We start from the raw sequence: 19,327 nt of genomic DNA, 5'->3' as shown, positions 1-19,327 counted from the left end.
CGGCGCGGTTAAATTCATTCTTTCTCCCCGGTATCGCTGCCGGGGAAGACACCGTTAAAGGAAATAAACATGCTTGCATCGTCAAAAAATGTCGCCGAAATCTGGCATCAATACCAGACCATCAAAACGCAGCAACCAGCGAAATATGCCCGCGATATCGCCAGTGAGATGGGGTTGAGCGAAGCGGAACTGACCCATGCCCGTCTTGGACATGATGCGATACGCCTGACAAGCGACATGGCGGGGATTATCGCGGCGCTGGAGTCTGTGGGTGAGATCAAAAGCCTCTGTCGCAATGACTGGGCGGTTCATGAACAAATCGGTCGTTTTACTCATCAACACCTTGGTGAACATGCCGGACTGGTACTCAACCCACGGGCGCTCGACTTACGTCTTTTTATGCAGCAGTGGGCCAGTGCCTTTTACCTGCGCGAACAGAGCCCGCGCGGTGAACGCCAGAGCATTCAATTTTTTGACCATCAGGGTGACGCGCTGCTGAAGGTTTACACCACCGCGAACACCGATAGCGCTGCATGGGAGGCGCTGATTGCTCGCTTTCGCAATGCGTCGGATCTGCCGCTCACACTGCTGGCAGCCCCCGTGCAACAGCACGCACCGTCTGCCGATGCCCGCGAGGTCGATCAGGCATGGCGCGCCATGACCGATGTACACCAGTTCTTTGGCTTGTTAAAGACCTTCCGCCTTTCGCGCCAGCAGGCATTTCGCCTGGTGGGCGACGACCTGGCCTGTCTCGTCAGTAATGACGCGTTGCCGCGCTTGCTGGACACCGTCCTGCAAGACGGCAACGAAATCATGATCTTCGTCGGCAACCGCGGCTGCGTGCAGATCTTTACCGGCGTGATAGAGACGCTGAAGCCGATGCAGGGTTGGATCAACATCTTCAATCAACAGTTCACTCTGCACCTGCGCCAGGCGGCGATCCATGAAAGCTGGATCACGCGCAAACCTACCGCCGATGGCTATGTCACCAGCCTGGAGTTATTTGCCGCGGACGGCAGCCAAATCGCCCAACTGTACGGTCAACGCAGTGAAGGTGATGCGGAGCAACAACAGTGGCGGATGCAAACAGACGCGCTGGCCAACAAAGGAAAAGCCGCATGAGAAAATTTCTGATACTGCTGGCTCTGCTACCGCTGGTGGCCAGCGCAGCGGCAGAGAAAATTGTTGCCCTTGGCGGCGATGTTACCGAAATCGTCTATGGACTGGGTGCACAAGCGCAACTGGTCGGGCGGGACAGCACCAGCACCTGGCCTGCCGCCGTGAAAACCTTGCCCGATGTGGGCTACCTTCGGCAAATGAACGCGGAAGGTATTCTCTCACTGCGCCCAACGGTGGTACTGGCAAGCGCGCAGGCGCAGCCGTCACGGGTGTTGCAAAACATCCAGCAAAACCATGTCCGGGTGGTGTCGGTACCGGGCGGTTACACGCTGGCAGACATCGACAAGAAAGTGGCGGTGATTGCCGGGGCCATTGGGCAGCAGGAAGCGGGCGAAGCGCTGCGTAAAAAGCTGGCGGCGGAGATCGCCGCGTTGCCGACAACGCCCATCAATAAACGGGTGCTGTTTATTCTCAGCCACGGCGGTATGGGCACCCTGGTGGCCGGGCAGCAGACCGCAGCCGATGGCGCTATTCGCGCGGCGGGCTTACACAATGCCATGCAGGGCTTTGATCACTATCGTGCTATGTCCCAGGAAGGGGTGATTGCCAGTCAGCCGCATCTGGTGGTGATCTCTGCCGACGGTTTGCGCAGTATGGGGGGGGAAGAAAACCTGTGGCGGTTGCCTGGGCTGGCGGAAACGCCCGCCGGGCGTAACAAGCAACGGCTGGTGATCGATGATATGGCGCTACTTGGCTTCAGCCTGCGCACGCCGCAGGCGCTACTGGAATTACGCCGTAACGCGGAGCAACACCCCTGATGAGCCGTGGCGTATACCGTGCTTTGTGGGGGCTGCTCTTGCTGTTGTTAGGGCTGATATTGTTGGCGACCACGCAAGGGGCGATGCGGCTGCCGTTTGCCAGCCTGTGGACGGCCGGACATGAAGGATTGCGGCAGATTTGGCTGACCATTCGCCTGCCGCGCGTCCTGCTGGGTGTGCTGGTGGGCGCTGCGCTGGCGCTCTCCGGGTGTGTCATGCAAGGGTTGTTTCGTAACCCGCTGGCCGATCCGGGGTTGTTGGGTATCAGCGGCGGCGCGTCATTAATGGTGGCCTGCTGGCTGGTGTTGCCGCTGTCGGTGCCTGCGCTGGTTGCACTTTATGCGCCCATGCTGGCGGCGTTTATAGGTAGCCTGGCGGTGATGGTGGTGATTTTTCTGCTCAGCCAGGCGGGGGATCGCGGGCTATCACGACTGCTGCTGGTGGGGATCGCCATCAACGCGCTTTGCAACGCCGGAGTAGGGCTACTTGCATGGATCAGCAATGACACGCAGTTACGCCAGCTTTCACAATGGGGAATGGGCAGTCTGGGGCAAGTCGAGTGGCCAACGCTGGTGGTCGCCGCCAGCCTGATCCTGCCCGCTTCGTTGCTGATCTGGCGTGTGGCGTCGTCGCTTAATTTGCTGCAACTGGGCCATGAAGAGGCACACTACCTGGGCGTTAACGTCCCGGCACTTCAGCGGCGCTTATTAGCGTGCAGTGCGCTGCTGGTGGCAACGGCTGTGGCGATCAGCGGCATTATCAGTTTTGTCGGCCTGGTGGTGCCCCACCTGATGCGCATGTGGCTGGGTGCGGATCACCGCGCGCTGGTACCGGCATCTTTTCTCGTGGGCGCTGGTCTGCTGTTGATTGCCGATACCGTGGCGCGAACCGTGGTTGCCCCCGCCGAAATGCCGGTTGGATTGTTAACCAGTCTGCTCGGCGCGCCGTGGTTTTTAGGCTTGATTTTCCGCCAGAGGGGCGCCGCGCATGGATGAGTACCTGACCGCAGTTAACCTACACCTGAAAGCAGGAACGCGTCCGCTCATCGACAACGTCTCACTGACGCTTGGCGGCGGGGAACGGGTCGCGCTGATTGGCCCGAACGGCGCGGGCAAGTCGACACTGCTGCGTCTGCTCACGGGGTATCTTGCGGCCGATCATGGCGAGTGCCTGTTAGCCGCTCGCCCTCTCGCGCAGTGGACGCCGCAGGCGCTGTCGCGCCGCCGGGCAGTGATGCTGCAAAACACGCAACTGGGTTTTGACTGGCCGGTTGAAGCCATTGTCGCAATGGGGCGGGCCCCCTGGGGGCCTGAACGTGAAGGGGAGATTGTAGACCAGGTCATTGCGCTAACCGGGTGCGATGCACTACGCCGGCGGCGCTACCGTACTTTGTCTGGCGGGGAGCAGCAGCGGGTTCAACTGGCGCGTAGCCTGGCGCAGTTGTGGCATGAGGATGCCCCGCAAGGCTGGCTGTTCCTCGATGAGCCCACCTCAGCGCTGGATCTTTATCATCAACAGCAGTTGCTGCGTTTGCTTAAACAGCTGACCCACAGCGGAAAATTGCATGTGTGCGCGGTGCTGCACGATCTTAATCTTGCCGCGCTGTGGGCCGATCGGGTTTTGCTGTTGCACAACGGCAAACTGGTGGTGCAGGGCGCGCCTGCGTCAGTGATCCGCCCGGAAATTATCGCGCAGTGGTACGGCGCGCAGGTGTGTGTGGCGCCGCACCCGTCTGTCGACGCTGTGCAGGTATTTCTTTCGGTCTGACCCACGCAGCAACGGGGATTTGCCTGGCTTTGCTACAGTGTAGTGTGACTCACTGATGCGGAGATGTGTGATGCCCCTACCACCGATGCAGGCGCTGATCTGTTTTGAAGCTGTGGCGCGTTATAAAAGTATGAAAGAGGCAGCAGAAGCGCTGGGCATTACCGCCAGTGCGGTCAGCCAGCAAATCACCCGGCTGGAAAACGCAGTCAATGTGCGACTGTTTACCCGCAGCCCGCGCTTTCTGGCGTTAACGCCGGAAGGCGTGAGTTATTTGCGCGTAGTGCAGCCTGCCTTCCGGCAGATCTCGCAGGCCACGCAGCGGCTTCTTGACGATGCGACAGTAGAGCGGGTCACGTTCAGTTGCCCTGCTGAGTTTGCCATTTTGCATTTGCTTCCCCGGCTGGCGGAGTTTGAACACGCCAGACCGGGGGCAGAGGTGCTGATCAACGCAACGCGGCGGGTCGTGGATCTTAATGAAGAAGAGATTGATTTCGCCGTCTATGAGCAGGCGCCGGAGACGCCGGGTTGGGTGTCGCATCCGCTCCCGGACGGGCGCTGGCTGGTCTACGACAAAACCACCCTGCAGCAACCCGTATGTCAGCACTTCCGTGACTGGCTGTTGTCTGCCCGTTCCGTTGAGCCGCTGTAGGCCTCGTAGTATTCAAGCGCCCCGCTCACTGGCGGATCAGCGGTATTGCCACCACAATCGATGAAGTTCATACCCTTGATCTCCCCGCTGCGGGCGTTTTTCCCACGGCTTATCAATAATGTAATGAATATTTTTTACCCGCCCGAAATCCCATATTTTCGGGTGCTGTAACGGCAGCGTTTTTAGGGCGTTATAGCCATAGTGCAGCGGCACCCAGCGGTCGCGAAAAAACGCATTGAGAAAATCCTGCTCGGCAAATGCCCAGTCCGAGATATCTTCTTTTGCTGCCAGCTGCTGCATCATTTGCTGATAGACGGTGTTATCTGGCGTGAGAACCAGAAAGCCGCCATTCAGGTAATTGTCCAGCGAGGCGGGAGGGTGCCCATGCATTTGCGGATCGTCACACCAGCTGTAGTAGCAGTTTTCCGGTTGCCAGCTTGCCGGGTAGCTGGCTATCTTATTCGGGTTGCAGCGGCAGGCATGACAGGCGGCGATAGCTCCTTCTGGTAAAGGCAGCGTAAAAACCTCATCCATATTTTTCACCACCAGCATATCGGCATCAAGAAACGCCACGCGCTGGTAATCGGTCAGTGTCCACACTGCCAGTTTGCTCCAGATCTCGGCAAAACGGGCATTAGCATAATGGTGTGCCAGCGCCGGATCGGGGCCGATATCCGGCACCTTCACCACGCGGCAACCCGCTTGCTGTAGTTGCTGGCGGCTGGGCTCATCAATGGCCGCCGTCACCATCACTACCAGCGGCCATGGTGAACCGCTGGCGCGCAGCGAACGGTGTAACGCCTCAATACCCGGCAAATAAGCCGACTGTGTCAGCAACGTAACCCACGCATACATCGGACTCATGCCATCAGCTCCGTCATAAATGCGTTAAGGAATTTCCCCTGCGGATCGAGCTGGCGGCGGATGGCCTGGAACTCCGCCCACTGTGGGTAGAGCGCTGGCCAGTCATACAACTGAGGATCGAAATATTTCCCCCAGTGCGGCTTACCGCCTTCTTCCGCCAGGCGCTTTTCGGCGGCGCGTAGAAAGGCCAGCCCCTCATCCGACAGCGAGCCGTCTTCAGCGTAATAGACCACAAAGCCAAAAAAACAGGTGGCCTGATGATAGGCCGGGCTGAGCCAGGCGCTGGAAGGTCCGGTGCAGCGCAGGATGATGGGGTAATGCATATGCGGGTGCGCCTGGGTGTGCCATTTTTTCAGACGGGCAATAACCGCAGGTGCGCGATCCATCGGGATCGCGATTTCAATATTGATTTGCGGCGTAGCGATACCCCGACAAAAGATCTGATAGATATCGCCAGTCACGTCGGAGAAATCTTTAAACCGGGTAACGGTGCGAAACGGTTTGCCGTTCTCATCCACAATGTGGGTATCGTCTTGCATGTGCTGCAATGTTTTCTCCACCGTGGCATTCATCTGTGTGTCGGTTTCGTCAAACTCGACCAGCTCACCGCGATTCTGGCGCCATTGCGCCTGCTCATCATCACGCGCTTCGCGGGCGTTCCAGGTATGGACTTTATTCTCATCGGGGAACCACCATGCCTTGCTGAACGCCCATTGCTCATTCCACGTCACCAAATCGTGTGCCAGATTGTCTGCGCTGCTGGCGTTTTTAAAACAGGTAAACAGCGCAGCCGGGCGGGTACGCAGCGTTACCGCGCTGATGGCACCCAATGTGCCCAGTCCCAGTTGCGCCGCGGCAAACCATCGGTGCTGACGGGGGATGTCGTGGATAGTGCCGCCGGCATCGATCAGCCGGATGCTCAGCACTTCGTCCGCCAGCGAACTTTGTTGCATCCCCTGGCCATGTGTTCCGGTGGAGATGGCGCCAGCGAGGGTTTGTGCATCTATCACACCGGGTGACGCATGCAACATACGGTTAAGCGCGGTGAGGATCTCAAACACTTCATGCAGCGGCGTTCCAGCGGCGAAGGTCACGCTCTCTTCGGTTACGGCGAGCGCGCCGCGCAGACAGGAAAGGTCGATCAGAATATCGTCCTCATGGCTGAGCGCCAGCATTCTACCGGGCGACATGCGGCTGCCCATCACTCGCACTTTGCCACCACATGCCCGGATCGCGGCCTGCAGTTGCGCTTCATTTTCTGGCGTCACTACCGCACAGGTCGCAGCAAGCGTGGCGTTTTTTGCCCAGTTAAGCAGATGCGGATCCCCGGCGTCTTGCTGAGGCTGGCGACGGGGGAAAAGGGCGTGCGTGCTGGTCATTGGCGGCTCCTCGCTCTGTTTTTACTCTGTAAACCAAGCGTAGCCCATCAGGAAAAGGTATGGCGTGAACCCGGCATTTTCACAATAGTTCTCATCGGGTTAACAGAGGCGAGTGGCATCGCCTGTGCAGAAGCGCTTTTCTTTGCCATAGGCAGAAGGGACCCCACCTCTACGGCGTGTGGGGTCAAGGTATTACTGATCAACCCGGTTTTGCGGCTGGCCGTCGAGAAAGGCTTTAACGTTATCGATCGTGGTTGACAGAATGCGCCCGCGCGCCTCGACCGAGGCCCACGCCATATGCGGGGTAATAAGGCAATTTTTCGCCGACAGTAGCGGGTTATCTGCCTGCGCAGGCTCTTTCGACAGCACATCGACGGCGGCTCCCGCAATGCGTCCTTCGTTCAGGGCGGCGGCCAGGTCCGCTTCATTTACCAGCTCCCCGCGTGAGGCGTTCAGCAGCAGAGCGGTGGGTTTCATCTTTTGCAGCGCGGCACTGTTAATCATGCCTTTGGTTTCTGACGTCAGTGGGCAGTGCAGGCTGATGACGTCTGCTTCGGCGTACAGCGTATCGAGGTCAACGAAGCGTACATCCCCGCGCACTTCGTCGCTGCGTGAACGTGCGGAACAGGCCAGCACTTCCATACCCAGCGCTTGCGCCACCGCGCCGAATGCCTGGCCGATACGGCCATAGCCAATAATGCCAACGCGCTTGCCTGCCACTTCGATCATCGGTTTCAGCCAGTAACACCAGGTGTTGCGCTGCGTCCATCCGCCGGCATGGACATCGGCATCGTGTTCGCCGACTCGGTTGCACAACTCCAGCATTAACGCTGTGGTGAACTGTGCGACGGTCGCGGTGCCGTAAGTGGGCACGTTCGATACGACAATTCCGCGCGCCCTGGCGGCGGCAATGTCCACCACGTTATAACCGGTGGCGGTGACGGCAATCATTTTTAACGCCGGGCACTGGCTGAAGAGGGTGTCGTCGAGCACCACTTTGTTGGTGATGGCAATATCCGCACCGGCAAGGCGTTCGGCGACCTGCTCAGTGTTGCAACTGTCGTAGACTGTGACATCTCCCAGTTGCTCAAGCGCATGCCAGGCGAGATCGCCTGGGTTCAATACCCCTCCATCTAACACAATAATTTTCATCTGTTATCCCTGTGTTTTTTATCAACTGGCCATCAACGTAGTCGATATATAGCCGCGTGATAAGGACTTTCTTAAATACGATGAAGGGGGCTGTGCCTGTGCGTTATGATGCGCCCTCTTTGGGAATGATAGAGATATGGCCGTTACGCTCCAGGATGGCGAATTTTATCTGCGCCAGGTCAACAATGCCCTGATTGTTACGGGCGGATACCATAATATCGTCACGCGTAATGTCCGCTTCACGCATTTTACTGACGATCAGTTCTCCGTTTTCCACCAGTACCACTGGCGTGCCATCTATCAAATTCTCGGCGCCTTTGATGTACTTTTTCACCGTGCCAAAGAGGATATCGACCACCACCAGCGTGATAATGGTGAGTGCTGCGCCAGTAACAGAAAAGTCATTGCCCAGCAGCGCTTGCTGTGTGGCCTCGCTGATGATGAGCAGTAAAATCAAGTCAAACGAGGTCATTTGCAGCAGGGCGCGGCGGCCGGCAATTTTAAACACCACCATCAACACCAGATAGATCGCGACAGCGCGCAACACCATGTCCATTCTTCTCTCCTCAGGGCCAGATAAATTGCTCTACGGTGATTGCCGGGGCGCCATTGAGTGAGAAACGTTGTGTGCTGGTCCCCATGGCCTGAGGGGTTAAACCCAGCCACACGGTCAACGGGCGTTGGGCATCGGGGCGGGTATATTCGAGGAACAGTTGACCGTCCTGGCTGTACATTTTCTGCGGCTGAGGGTGCAGCGTACGGATTTCAACATCCTGCATGAAATCCCCGCCGAGCGTAAATACCACCTGACTGCTGCCGGCGTTAGCGGTGAGCCGCATGTCATTATCGCTCATCAAACGGCCATAACGATCGTAGTGCACGCTGAGCGTGTTATCGGCGCTGGTAACGGTTCGGTCACTCAGCCAGCCTTGTGAAAAGAAACCACATAATGCAGCGATGACAATCCCCCCCAACAGGAGTGCTCCCCACTTTTGCACGCGTGTTTCAACATGCAGCCAGAAGGGGCTATCGGCCACGGGATAAGGTTGCTGTGTTTTCGGCGCCATCTCTCCTCCACGGGTTCGCCACCACACCGATAAAAGTGTAGACGAGCGTAAAAGAAAGGGCGCTTCACCTCCGGAGGAAGCGCGATTGATGGCTCAGAAGCGGGGGGCAATGCGGGGCGTGACGCGCCCGTGTAGGGCCGGGTTGTCGCTTTCGTCTTTTAACTGAACGCCAGTCAGGCGGCGCAAAAAGGCCTGCTCCAGCAGCCACGCCAGTTTGAAGGCGGCAGCCTCATAGTTCAGGCCTTCCGGGCGAATGTTAGAGATGCAATTGCGCTCGGATTCAATGCGTTTACGCGTTGGTTGCCAGGTGAGATAGACGCCCAGGCTATCCGGTGAGGACAAGCCAGGCCGCTCGCCAATCAGGATCGCCACGGCTTTACTGCCCAGCGTTTCACCAATGTCATCACCCAGCGCGACGCGCGACTGATGCGCCAGCACAATCGGCCCAGGAGAAATACCCAGCGTGTGCAGGTAGGGTAGCAGGGCGCTGATCAGCCCCGTCGACTGGCGGTGGACGGCATGGGAGGACAAACCGTCACCAATCACCAGCAGTAAGTCGTGCGGCGCAGTGCGGCTGGCTACCAGCGCTTTCCTGCTCTCTTCGCTGAGTACGCGTCCCAGGTCCGGGCGGTTCAGGTAGGTGTGGCGGTCTGCCGCGGCACTGTGCGCCTCCAGCGTCTTCAACCCCAGTGTATGGAGTTGCCGCGCCAGCGTTTCACTGTCAAAAGGCTGGTGAATGGCATCGCGGGCCTGTGCATGCGCCAGCCCGAAGTTGAGCACCTCCTGCGTGGGCAGACTTGCGCCGCAGCGCCCGAGCGCAATGCGGGCATCGGTGAATTCGCGCAGCAGTGTCCAGGCATCGGGCGCGGTCATACGTGTGCTCCTTGTGGCAAGGCGGTTAACAGCGGGTGGTTGGCACCGGTCAGGCGCAACTGGCCGTGGGCATCGATAATTTGCATGCGGGTCAGCCACTGCGCGAACTCCGGCGCATGCTTAAGCCCCAGCAGGCGGCGGGCATATAGCGCATCGTGGAAAGAGGTGCTCTGGTAATTGAGCATAATGTCGTCTGCGCCCGGCACGCCGATCAGGAAAGTGAGCCCGGCGGTGCACAGCAAAGTAAGCAGGGTATCCATATCATCCTGATCGGCTTCGGCGTGGTTGGTGTAGCAAACGTCGCAGCCAATCGGCAGACCCATCAGCTTGCCGCAGAAGTGATCTTCCAGCCCGGCGCGGATGATCTGTTTGCCGTCATACAGGTATTCCGGGCCGATAAAGCCGACCACCGTGTTGACCAGCAACGGGTTGAAGTGGCGCGCAACGGCATAGGCGCGCGCCTCGCAGGTTTGTTGATCGACACCGTGGTGCGCATTGGCGGAGAGGCAACTGCCCTGGCCCGTTTCAAAATACATGACGTTGTTGCCCAGCGTACCGCGTTGCAGGCTTAACGCCGCCTCATGGGCCTCCTGCAACAGCGCAAGGTTAATACCAAAACCGCTGTTCGCCGCTTCGGTACCCGCAACCGACTGGAACACCAGATCGACGGGCGCGCCGCGTTCAATAAGTTGCACGGTGTTGGTGACATGGGTCAGTACGCAGGACTGCGTTGGAATGGCAAAACGATCGATAATGTCTGCCATCATATGGTTGAGTTTTTCCAGCACCGGCAGGCTGTCGCTGGCGGGGTTGATGCCGACAACCGCATCGCCCGCACCATACAACAGACCATCAAGCATGCTGGCGGCAATGCCTTTCACATCGTCGGTGGGGTGGTTAGGTTGTAAACGCACACTCAGGTGGCCAGGCAGGCCAATGGTATTACGAAAGCGGGTAATTACGCTGCACTTGCTGGCGACGAGGATCAGATCCTGGTTGCGCATTAACTTGCTGACCGCAGCGGCCATTTCCGGCGTGATGGCGCGGGCAACATGGCTCAGCATTGCCGTGTCGGTGCTGTCTGCCAGTAGCCAGTCGCGAAACTCGCCCACCGTCAAATGTGCAATCAGCGTGAAGGCGGCGGCGTCGTGGGTATCAATGACAAGACGCGTGACTTCATCCTCCTCGTAGGGGATCAACGGGTTGGTGAGAATATCGCGTAGCGGCACATCCGCAAGGGCGATTTTTGCCGCCATTCGCTCCTCTGCCGACTGTGCGGCAACTCCGGCCAGCACATCCCCGGAGCGCGCCGGGGAGGCTTTTGCCATGACGTCTTTGAGACTGGCGAACGTGTAACTCCGGTGCGCCAGAGTGGTTTTATACATTGACCCTCCTCAGGAAATCGCGCGCAGTTGCGGGTCCAGGCTGGCGCGTTCGCGGGCGTGCGCCGTTTTACGGAACCACAAATAACCGCCGAGCATCATGATGGCAAAGATCAGCGCCAGCAGGGTGTTGTACCAGACCATTGCCACCAGGCAGAGCACGGCCATGCCTAAGGCGAAGGCGGGCGCATACGGGAACAGCGGCGCTTTAAACGGGCGCGCCAGTTCCGGCTCGCTGCGGCGCAATCTGAACAAGGCCGCCATCGAGATGATATACATTACGATAGCGCCAAAAACCGACATCGTCACAATGCAGGCCGTCAGTGGCATGCCGCTGATGGTAATTAACGAGTCGGAAAAAATCGCCGCGATACCCACCACGCCACCGGCCAGGATCGCCAGATGCGGCGTGCGGGTTTTGCGGTTCAGGTTTGCCAGGCTTGCTGGCAGATAACCGGCGCGCGCCAGCGAATAAATTTGCCGTGAGTAACCCATTATGATGCCGTGAAACGACGCCACCAGGCCAAACAGTCCCAGCCACACCAGCATATGCAGCCAGCCGCTGCTATTGCCAACGACGACTTTCATAGCCTGCGGCAACGGATCGTTAATATTGGACAACGCACGCCAGTCGCCCACACCGCCAGCAAAAATCATAACTCCCACCGCCAGTACCGTCAGGGTCAGAATGCCGCCGCCCAGTGCGCGCGGAATTGTCCGTTGCGGATCCTTGGCTTCTTCCGCTGCCATCGACGCGCCTTCAATGGCGAGGAAAAACCAGATGGCGAACGGAATGGCGGCAAACATCCCTGGCAGCGCAAGGCCGCTAAAGCTCTCCGCGCCTGCCCAGCCATGGGCGGTGAAGTTGCCCCACGAAAAGCCCGGCGCGACCACGCCCATAAACACCAGCAGTTCGAAAATGGCCAGCAAGGTAACCACTAACTCAAAGGTGGCGGCAATGCCGACACCAAGAATATTGAGTGCCATAAAAATAATGTACGCGCCACAGGCGACCCATTTGGGATCCAGCGATGGGAACTGCACATTCAGATAGGCGCCAATCGCCATGGCGATAGCCGGCGGGGCAAAAACAAACTCTATCAATGTGGCAAAGCCCGCAATAAACCCGCCCGTTGGGCCAAATGCACGGTAGGCATACGCGAAGGGGCCGCCAGCGTGTGGGATGGCAGTGGTCAGCTCGGTAAAACTAAAGATAAAAGCGCAATACATTGCGGCAATAAGAAGTGCCACAATCAAAAAACCCATTGTTCCGGCCTGGGACCAGCCATAGCTCCAGCCAAAGTACTCCCCTGAGATAACCAGTCCGACGGCAATGCCCCACAAACGGAAGCTGCCCAGTGTTCTTTTAAGTGTTGTGGTACTCATTCTGTTCTGCCTCGCCATTGAATAACGTTGCAGAGAGACTGCAAAGCGGATGCCAGAAAAAATAACCCTTTTCATTCATGAGGTTACTTTTTTATACCCGTTATAGTGCTGCCGCAGGCGTGTTTTTGGTGCAGCGGCTGCCCCGCGATGGTGAGCACGCCACCTAATCAGGTTCCTGCTGCTTAATGTGAAATTTATTTCCACCGGGTTTGAAAAATAATTTACCCGGAGCGGGTTTAGGAATTTTGTTGTTCGCTAATGGAAATTAATTGCGAATTTTCTTAAGTTATTTCCATCAGCAAAAGCTTTAATTAGATTAATGATTCGATTCTTTGAGAATAATTTCACATTAACTTAACATGCTGATTTTACGATATGAATGAATGGGTTTTGTGAGCCGATACGCAGAGTATTCAGGCGAGAGCCTGACGTTAAATATAATTCATGGGAAGCGGTTGACCTGAATTGGCAGGCAATTTATTTTGTACCCCAAAATTCAGTATCGCTTCGGATTATATTTAATAAAGGAGGGGGTATGGCCTGGCGTCCTATTTTATACGTCATTTTTACGCATAATCCGCAACTTAATAGCCGACGGGCAAATTTACGTTTGGTGCACGGGTAATTTTCCCTCCCCCGCAGGGGAGGGGAGAGTTTAGCCCGCTTTCTGCTCGGGCAGATGCGCGGCAATATAACGTTCGTAGCGGCTGGCTTTCAGGTACGTTAAATCCACCAGCACCAGGCCGTCCACGCAGTTGTTAAAATCCGGGTCGCAGCCAAAATCAATAAACTGCACACCGCCGCTTTCGCAGAGCTCAGAGTACTGTTTATAGAGTGGTGGAATGCCGCAGCCAAGGTTGCCCAGCAACGATTTCAACCGCGTGAGATCTTCGATGTAATCCTCACCCGTAAATTGCGCCAGCACATCGGGCATGGTGGCTGGCCACGGGCGGCGCGACGACGCCAGCGGCCAGGTGGCAGGGAACCACAAACGGTAAAAAGCAACCAGCAGATCCCTCGCCGCGGGCGGCATACCGCCGGAAATCGATACCGGACCGAACAAGTAGCGGTATTGCGGATAGCGCGCCAGATAGGCACCGATCCCTGACCACAGGTAATCGAGGCCGCGGCGTCCCCAGTAGCGCGGCTGAATAAAGCTGCGCCCCAGTTCAATGCCGTGGCGTAGCACATCTGCCATCCGTTCGTCATAGTGAAACAGGCTGTGGCTGTACAGTCCCTCAATGCCGCGCGCCTCGACTTGTTGGGCTGTAGGCATAAAGCGATAGGCACCGACAATTTCCAGATCGCTGTCGTCCCATAAGATCAGGTGCAGGTAATCGTCGTCATATTTATCCGTATCACGACGTTTACCGCTGCCTTCCCCCACCGCGCGAAAGGCAATTTCCCGCAGTCGCCCCAGTTCGCGCAGTAGCGGCGCATCTTCCTGCCCCTTGCGCTGCCAGAGATAGATGACTTTGCCATCCGCCGTGCGGCCAAGACACTCGGCTTTGTTAAGCTCGCGGCGCAGAATGATGCGCTCTTCCGGGCGGGCAATGGCGCACTCGGTTTTAAAGGGGCCGGGCAATCCCTTGCCCAGACGCAGAACGTGCTGGCGACACTTATCGGCCAGCTCGCGAGAAGAGAGTTGCGGCGTATGCCAGCTATCCCAGGGGATGCGCTGGCCGATTTTGATCGGCAGGTTGCTGTTGCGGCGGCGAAACATCTGCTGCATTAACAACAATAGCGGCAGCGTGTCCGACACCATGGCGCTGGCATAAAACAGCGCACTGTTGCGGGCATCAATCCATGCGGGGAGTAGCGGGGCGCGGAACTTGCTGGCCAGTTTTACAAAGCCCGTGTGCCAGCTTTTGTCACGGATCCCTTTGCGGGTCACGCGTGACACCTCTCCGGCGGGGAAGAAAATCAGCACGCCACCGGCTTGTAAATGGTTTTCCATCTGTTGCAGCGCGGTGCGGCGCGTGCGACCGCCCATATTATCCACCGGGATAAACAGGGAACTCAGCGGCTCAAGGTGGCTGAGCATGCGGTTGGTGACCACTTTGACATCTCGGCGCACCCGCGACACGGCATACATCAGCGCCAGGCCGTCGAGCGTACCGGTGGGATGGTTGGCGATAATCACCAGTGGGCCATGTTCAGGGATTTGTTCAAGGTCATGCGCGGGGACAGTGCAGCGGATTTGCAGGTGTTCGAGCACCTGTTCCACCATGTCCAGTCCTTTCAGGTGGGGGTGGCGTTCAGCAAACTGCTGGAATTCCCGTTCATAAAGCAGCCGCCTGAGCAGATTTTTTTGCCAGGGCGCGGGCCTGGCTTGTGGCCAGAGGTCATCGAGTACGTTGTCGAGACTAAACATGGTTGGTCCTCCTCCCGTCTTGCCGATGACAGTAAAGGCCGAACATGACGTTTACATTTCATTACAATGAAGTTATGACAATGCGGCGTGCGGCGGAGGGTTGCGGTGTAACAGGGGCATTCCCTCTCCCGCGACAGGAGAGGGAAGGTAACGCGTGGACTCAGAGCAGGCCGCGTTCGGCGAGGTCGAGTGCGAAGTAGCTGAAGATCAGATCGGCGCCTGCGCGTTTAATCGCGCCGAGGCTCTCCAGTACCACTTTATCTTCATCAATGGCACCCGCCAGCGCAGCGAATTTGATCATCGCGTATTCGCCGCTGACCTGATAAGCACCGAGCGGCAGACCGCTGCGCTCGCGAACATCGCGCAGAATGTCGAGGTATGCGCCCGCCGGTTTCACCATCAGGCAGTCTGCGCCTTCAGCCTCGTCGATTAAGGATTCGCGGATCGCTTCCCGGCGGTTCATTGGGTTCATCTGGTAGGTCTTACGATCGCCTTTCAGGGCAGTGCCCGCCGCTTCACGGAACGGGCCGTAGAACGAAGAGGCAAACTTGGTCGAGTAAGACATGATGGCGGTGTCGGTGAAACCTGCTGCATCCAGCGCCTGACGGATGGCTTTCACCTGGCCGTCCATTGCGGCGGAAGGGGCAATAAAATCTGCCCCGGCGGCGGCGGCGACCACGGCCTGTTTGCCCAGATTGATCAGGGTTGCGTCGTTATCCACTCCGTGATCACACAGCACGCCGCAATGGCCGTGAGAGGTGTATTCACAGAAGCAGGTGTCAGACATGACGATCATTTCCGGCACGGTCTCTTTGCAGATACGCGACATGCGCGCCACCAGGCCATTTTCTTTCCAGGTATCGCTACCAGTGTCATCGGTGTGGTGAGAAATACCAAAGGTCATGACCGAGCGGATCCCCGCATTGGCAATGCGTTCGATCTCGCGGGCGAGGTATTTTTCCGGAATGCGCATCACGCCAGGCATCGCGTCAATGGCTTTGTAATCGTCGAGCTCTTCTTCAACAAAGATCGGCAACACAAGGTCGTTTTTGCTCAGTGTTGTCTCTTCAAACATAGCGCGCAGCGCAGGTGACTGGCGCAGGCGGCGAGGGCGAGTGATTAAATCGTTCATGGTATGCCTGATATTTGTGGAACAGAAAGGCGCATTGTAGCGGAAAAGAGCATGCGCCGTTTTACCAAAATCGCTGTTAAACACCGGGGCGAAGGCAATGCGTGCCAGCCCCGGCGTGTCTGTCAGGAGGACGGAACCACTTGCGGTTTGTTGTTGCTCAGCTCGCTGACCAGATCGTTGACGCCGTCACTCATATTCACGAAACGGGTCAACGGCGAACGGGTAATAACCACAAATACGCCGACGTTGTGCTGCGGAACCATTGCCATATAGGTAATAAAGCCGCCACCGCCGCCCGTTTTTTGAATAATGCCCGGATGGCCCTCTTTCGGTGCCATGTAAACCCAGCCCAGACCTAGCGCGTCGGCTTTGCCCGGCACATCCATGCCGACAACTTTGGTCAGCTGGTTTCGCGGGTAAATCAGCGTTTGCATGCGGTCTGCCTGGCTGTTACGGGTATAAAAGTCCGACGAGAGGAACTGCTGCATCCAGCGCATCATATCGCCCGGCGTGGAGTAAACCCCGCCGCTGCCGATGGCCGCCAGCGTGTTGTTGCACGGGCTGGCACCTTTTTCTGCCACCATCAGGCGTTTGCACTGATCCGGAGAAGGCGTAAAGGTAGTGTCTTTCATGCCCAGTGGGCGGGTGATCTGCTCTTCAAACAGCTGAGGATACGGTTTACCGGCTGCGCGGGCCAGCGCATCGGCCAGCAGATCAAACGCCAGATTGGAGTAGCCGGCCTGCGTGCCAGGGGCGTATTTCAGCGTGGCCGTGGAGAGCCAGTTCCAGCGTTGTGCGCGGTCAGGCCAGACAAAAACGTCGCGGTGCGCCGCGCCGCCTGGCTGCTCACGCGGGAGGGCGCTGGTATGCGTCGCAAGGTTCACCAGCGTAATCGGCGCTCCCTGGTATGTCGGTACGCGTGCGCCCGGCGGCGCATATTTGCTTAAGGGATCGTCAAGCCGAACAACGCCCTGATCGAGCAGTTTTACCAGCATTTCGCTGGTCATGAGCTTCGAGAGCGAAGCAATACGGATGACCGAGTCCAGTTGCGGGCGCACATTGCTGCCGGGGCGGGTTTCGCCATAGCTTCTGAACACGCGCTGATTACCGTCAATTACGACCATCGCCATTCCTGTTGCGCCACTGCCGTAAAAAATATGGTTGGCATAGCGGTCAACGATATCCGAAGCAAACACCGGATCGGGCGATTGTTGCGCCGCCTGGGCGGTCGTCAGGCTCAATGCGCACAGCATCGCAGAAAAAAGCAAACAACGTTTCAACGAAGGGATCCCTATAAAAATGGGAAAGAGAGAGCGTATTTATACTATTTAGTACGCCGTTGCAAAGCAGCAATAAGCGTATTATTTCGCCCTAATACGTAACGATGGGTAAAAATGAAATTTTTTCCCTATGACTGAGCCTCCCCGGGCATGTGGTAACCTCTTCATTTCCCACGTACAGGAGTCAACAATGGCAGGCAAACGGGTGGTTATGGTCGTGGATATGCAAAATGGCGTCTTTGCCACTCCGCGTATTCAACGTGAACAGTGTGTCGCGCGTATTAACCAGCTAACGGCAGCGGCAGAGACGGTGATTTTTATCCAGCATGCGGAAGCCGGAGGGCTGGAAGAGGGCAGCGAGGGCTTTGCGCTTTTGCCAGAACTCTCTCAACCGGTAAACGCATTGTATGTTACCAAGACCGCGTGCGATGCGTTCTATAACACGTCACTGGCCGGGCTCCTGCAAGCGCACGACATTTCGGCGTTTGTGATGTGCGGTTGTGCAACCGATTATTGTGTGGACACCACCCTCAAAAACGGCGCCAGTCGCGGTTATGCCATCACGATGGCGGAAGATGCGCATACCACGGCGAATCGTCCTGCTGCGCAAGCCAGCACGCTCATCGCCCATTACAACGAGGTCTGGCGCACGCTCACCGTGCCAGGGAATCCAGTACTGGTGAAACCCGTCGAAACAATTCTTCACGAATGGCAAACGAACTAAGGCGTTACCCTTAGGTCAGAAACAACGATACGGCGTCGCCCTGGCGGCGCTATTTTATCGCTGCGTGATGGCGCAGCGTAGCCATGCGGTACACAGCATTTGTCGTAAATAATAAGAAATAAGCAGGAGTGCACGATGTTTAAAGCCTTCTTTCCGAAGCCAACACTGTTCTTTTTGTCCGCTTTTATCTGGACCGCCATCGCCGTGATTTTCTGGCAGGCGGGCGGCGAAGCCTGGTTGATGCGCCTGACTGGCGCATCAACGGATGTCCCTATCAGCGCCTCGCGTTTCTGGAGCCCGGGTTATCTGCTGTTTTATGCCTACTACGCTTTTTGCGTCGGGGTGTTTGCCGCATGCTGGTTTACCTTTTCGCCGCACCGCTGGCAGCGTTGGTCCATTCTGGGAACGGCGTTAATCATCTTTGTGACCTGGTTTTTGGTGGAGGTGAATGTGGCCATCAATGCCTGGTATCAACCGTTTTATGATTTGATTCAGACGGCGCTGAGCGCGCCCAATAAAGTCAGCATTGGCCAGCTTTACAGCGAGATTGGCGTGTTTTTGTGGATAGCGCTGATCGCGGTGACGGTTGCGGTGCTGAATAACTTCTTTGTCAGCCATTATGTGTTCCGCTGGCGCACGGCAATGAACGAATATTACATGGCGCACTGGGATCATCTGCGTCATATCGAAGGGGCAGCGCAGCGCGTGCAGGAAGATACCATGCGTTTTGCCACTACGCTTGAAGACATGGGGACCAGTTTTATCAATGCGGTGATGACGTTGATCGCGTTTTTGCCGGTGCTGGTGGCATTGTCACCGCACGTCGAACAGCTCCCGTTGGTGGGGCATGTGGCATACGGCCTGGTGATTGCCGCGATTGGCTGGGCGATCCTCGGCACGGTATTGCTGGCGTTTGTGGGGATCAAACTGCCGGGGCTGGAGTTTAAAAATCAGCGTGTTGAAGCTGCCTACCGTAAAGAACTGGTGTACGGCGAAGACGATCACCATCGCGCAAGGCCTCACACCATTGCCGAGCTGTTTGCTGCCGTGCGCCGTAACTATTTCCGCCTCTATTTTCACTATATGTATTTCAATATCGCCCGTATCCTGTACCTGCAGGTGGATGTGGTGTTTGGCCTGATTGTGCTGTTCCCGACGATTGCCGCCGGGGCGATCACCTTCGGTCTGATGCGCCAGATCACTAACGTTTTTGAGCAGGTACGCAGTTCGTTCCAGTATCTGATTTCCTCCTGGACGACGCTGGTGGAACTGATGTCTATCTACAAGCGTTTGCGCAGTTTTGAGCGTGAACTGGATGGGCAGGCGGTTCAGCCCGTGCCGCATCATTTTGGTTAAAAGAA

The 19,327-nt window shown here is 57.1% G+C and carries 18 protein-coding genes; 7 read left to right on the top strand and 11 right to left on the bottom strand.

Features of this window, described 5'->3' with window-relative positions:
- Positions 1-69: 69 nt before the first annotated feature.
- From ACUY4S_RS18220 to ACUY4S_RS18200, 5 genes are all read left to right on the top strand, one after another.
- Positions 70-1,122, top strand: a complete 1,053-nt coding sequence (locus tag ACUY4S_RS18220; RefSeq protein WP_458022070.1) for a hemin-degrading factor — start codon at positions 70-72, stop codon at positions 1,120-1,122.
- A complete protein-coding gene (locus ACUY4S_RS18215; protein ID WP_458022069.1) occupies positions 1,119-1,937 on the top strand; it encodes a heme/hemin ABC transporter substrate-binding protein in 819 nt (272 codons plus the stop codon). Before ACUY4S_RS18220 ends, ACUY4S_RS18215 begins: the two co-directional genes overlap by 4 nt.
- Entirely contained in the window at positions 1,937-2,932 is a 996-nt protein-coding gene (locus ACUY4S_RS18210) for a FecCD family ABC transporter permease (RefSeq protein WP_458022068.1), read from the top strand. The genes ACUY4S_RS18215 and ACUY4S_RS18210 overlap by 1 nt, the downstream gene beginning before the upstream one ends.
- On the top strand, positions 2,925-3,704 hold the full coding sequence (locus tag ACUY4S_RS18205; protein WP_312688908.1) for a heme ABC transporter ATP-binding protein: 780 nt from the start codon (positions 2,925-2,927) through the stop codon (positions 3,702-3,704). The genes ACUY4S_RS18210 and ACUY4S_RS18205 overlap by 8 nt, the downstream gene beginning before the upstream one ends.
- 70 nt (positions 3,705-3,774) lie before the next feature.
- Positions 3,775-4,353 carry a LysR family transcriptional regulator gene (locus ACUY4S_RS18200; RefSeq protein ID WP_312688909.1) on the top strand — a complete coding sequence of 193 codons (579 nt, stop codon included), beginning with the start codon at positions 3,775-3,777 and terminating at the stop codon, positions 4,351-4,353.
- A 36-nt stretch (positions 4,354-4,389) separates the two neighbouring features.
- On the opposite strand, the gene ACUY4S_RS18195 is transcribed toward ACUY4S_RS18200, so the two are convergent.
- The 11 genes from ACUY4S_RS18195 to ampH all read right to left on the bottom strand — a co-directional run bounded on the left by ACUY4S_RS18195 (position 4,390) and on the right by ampH (position 17,242).
- Entirely contained in the window at positions 4,390-5,208 is an 819-nt protein-coding gene (locus ACUY4S_RS18195) for a glycosyltransferase family 8 protein (protein ID WP_458022085.1), read from the bottom strand.
- 5 nt (positions 5,209-5,213) lie between these two features.
- A complete protein-coding gene (locus tag ACUY4S_RS18190; protein ID WP_458022067.1) occupies positions 5,214-6,596 on the bottom strand; it encodes a D-arabinono-1,4-lactone oxidase in 1,383 nt (460 codons plus the stop codon).
- A 192-nt stretch (positions 6,597-6,788) separates the two neighbouring features.
- Positions 6,789-7,748: a D-2-hydroxyacid dehydrogenase gene (locus ACUY4S_RS18185; protein ID WP_312688911.1), complete on the bottom strand. Its 960-nt coding sequence runs from the start codon at positions 7,746-7,748 to the stop codon at positions 6,789-6,791.
- 103 nt (positions 7,749-7,851) lie between these two features.
- Positions 7,852-8,304: a DUF421 domain-containing protein gene (locus ACUY4S_RS18180; protein WP_312688912.1), complete on the bottom strand. Its 453-nt coding sequence runs from the start codon at positions 8,302-8,304 to the stop codon at positions 7,852-7,854.
- Between the two features lie 10 nt (positions 8,305-8,314).
- Positions 8,315-8,815, bottom strand: coding sequence for a hypothetical protein (locus ACUY4S_RS18175; protein WP_312688913.1), 501 nt, complete (start codon positions 8,813-8,815; stop codon positions 8,315-8,317).
- 93 nt (positions 8,816-8,908) lie between these two features.
- Positions 8,909-9,688 (bottom strand): ethanolamine ammonia-lyase subunit EutC, encoded by a 780-nt coding sequence (eutC, locus tag ACUY4S_RS18170; protein ID WP_458022066.1) that lies wholly within the window; start codon positions 9,686-9,688, stop codon positions 8,909-8,911.
- A complete protein-coding gene (locus tag ACUY4S_RS18165; protein ID WP_312688915.1) occupies positions 9,685-11,073 on the bottom strand; it encodes an ethanolamine ammonia-lyase subunit EutB in 1,389 nt (462 codons plus the stop codon). The genes eutC and ACUY4S_RS18165 overlap by 4 nt, the downstream gene beginning before the upstream one ends.
- 9 nt (positions 11,074-11,082) lie before the next feature.
- Positions 11,083-12,456 (bottom strand): ethanolamine permease, encoded by a 1,374-nt coding sequence (gene eat / locus ACUY4S_RS18160; protein WP_458022065.1) that lies wholly within the window; start codon positions 12,454-12,456, stop codon positions 11,083-11,085.
- 655 nt (positions 12,457-13,111) lie between these two features.
- Positions 13,112-14,830 carry a bifunctional ornithine lipid synthase OlsF gene (olsF, locus tag ACUY4S_RS18155; RefSeq protein ID WP_458022064.1) on the bottom strand — a complete coding sequence of 573 codons (1,719 nt, stop codon included), beginning with the start codon at positions 14,828-14,830 and terminating at the stop codon, positions 13,112-13,114.
- A 160-nt stretch (positions 14,831-14,990) separates the two neighbouring features.
- The gene (gene hemB / locus ACUY4S_RS18150; RefSeq protein WP_312688918.1) at positions 14,991-15,962 is read right to left on the bottom strand and encodes a porphobilinogen synthase; all 972 of its coding nucleotides are present in this window, start codon (positions 15,960-15,962) and stop codon (positions 14,991-14,993) included.
- A 122-nt stretch (positions 15,963-16,084) separates the two neighbouring features.
- Positions 16,085-17,242 (bottom strand): D-alanyl-D-alanine-carboxypeptidase/endopeptidase AmpH, encoded by a 1,158-nt coding sequence (gene ampH, locus ACUY4S_RS18145; RefSeq protein ID WP_312688919.1) that lies wholly within the window; start codon positions 17,240-17,242, stop codon positions 16,085-16,087.
- A gap of 190 nt (positions 17,243-17,432) precedes the next feature.
- On the opposite strand from ampH, the gene ACUY4S_RS18140 reads away from it, so the two are divergent.
- Entirely contained in the window at positions 17,433-17,966 is a 534-nt protein-coding gene (locus ACUY4S_RS18140; protein WP_312688920.1) for an isochorismatase family protein, read from the top strand.
- Positions 17,967-18,101: 135 nt separating this feature from the next.
- A complete protein-coding gene (sbmA, locus tag ACUY4S_RS18135; RefSeq protein WP_458022063.1) occupies positions 18,102-19,322 on the top strand; it encodes a peptide antibiotic transporter SbmA in 1,221 nt (406 codons plus the stop codon).
- Positions 19,323-19,327 lie beyond the last annotated feature (5 nt).

Source organism: Kosakonia beeri, from assembly GCF_054165705.1.
This window is presented reverse-complemented; position numbering and strand designations above follow the sequence as displayed.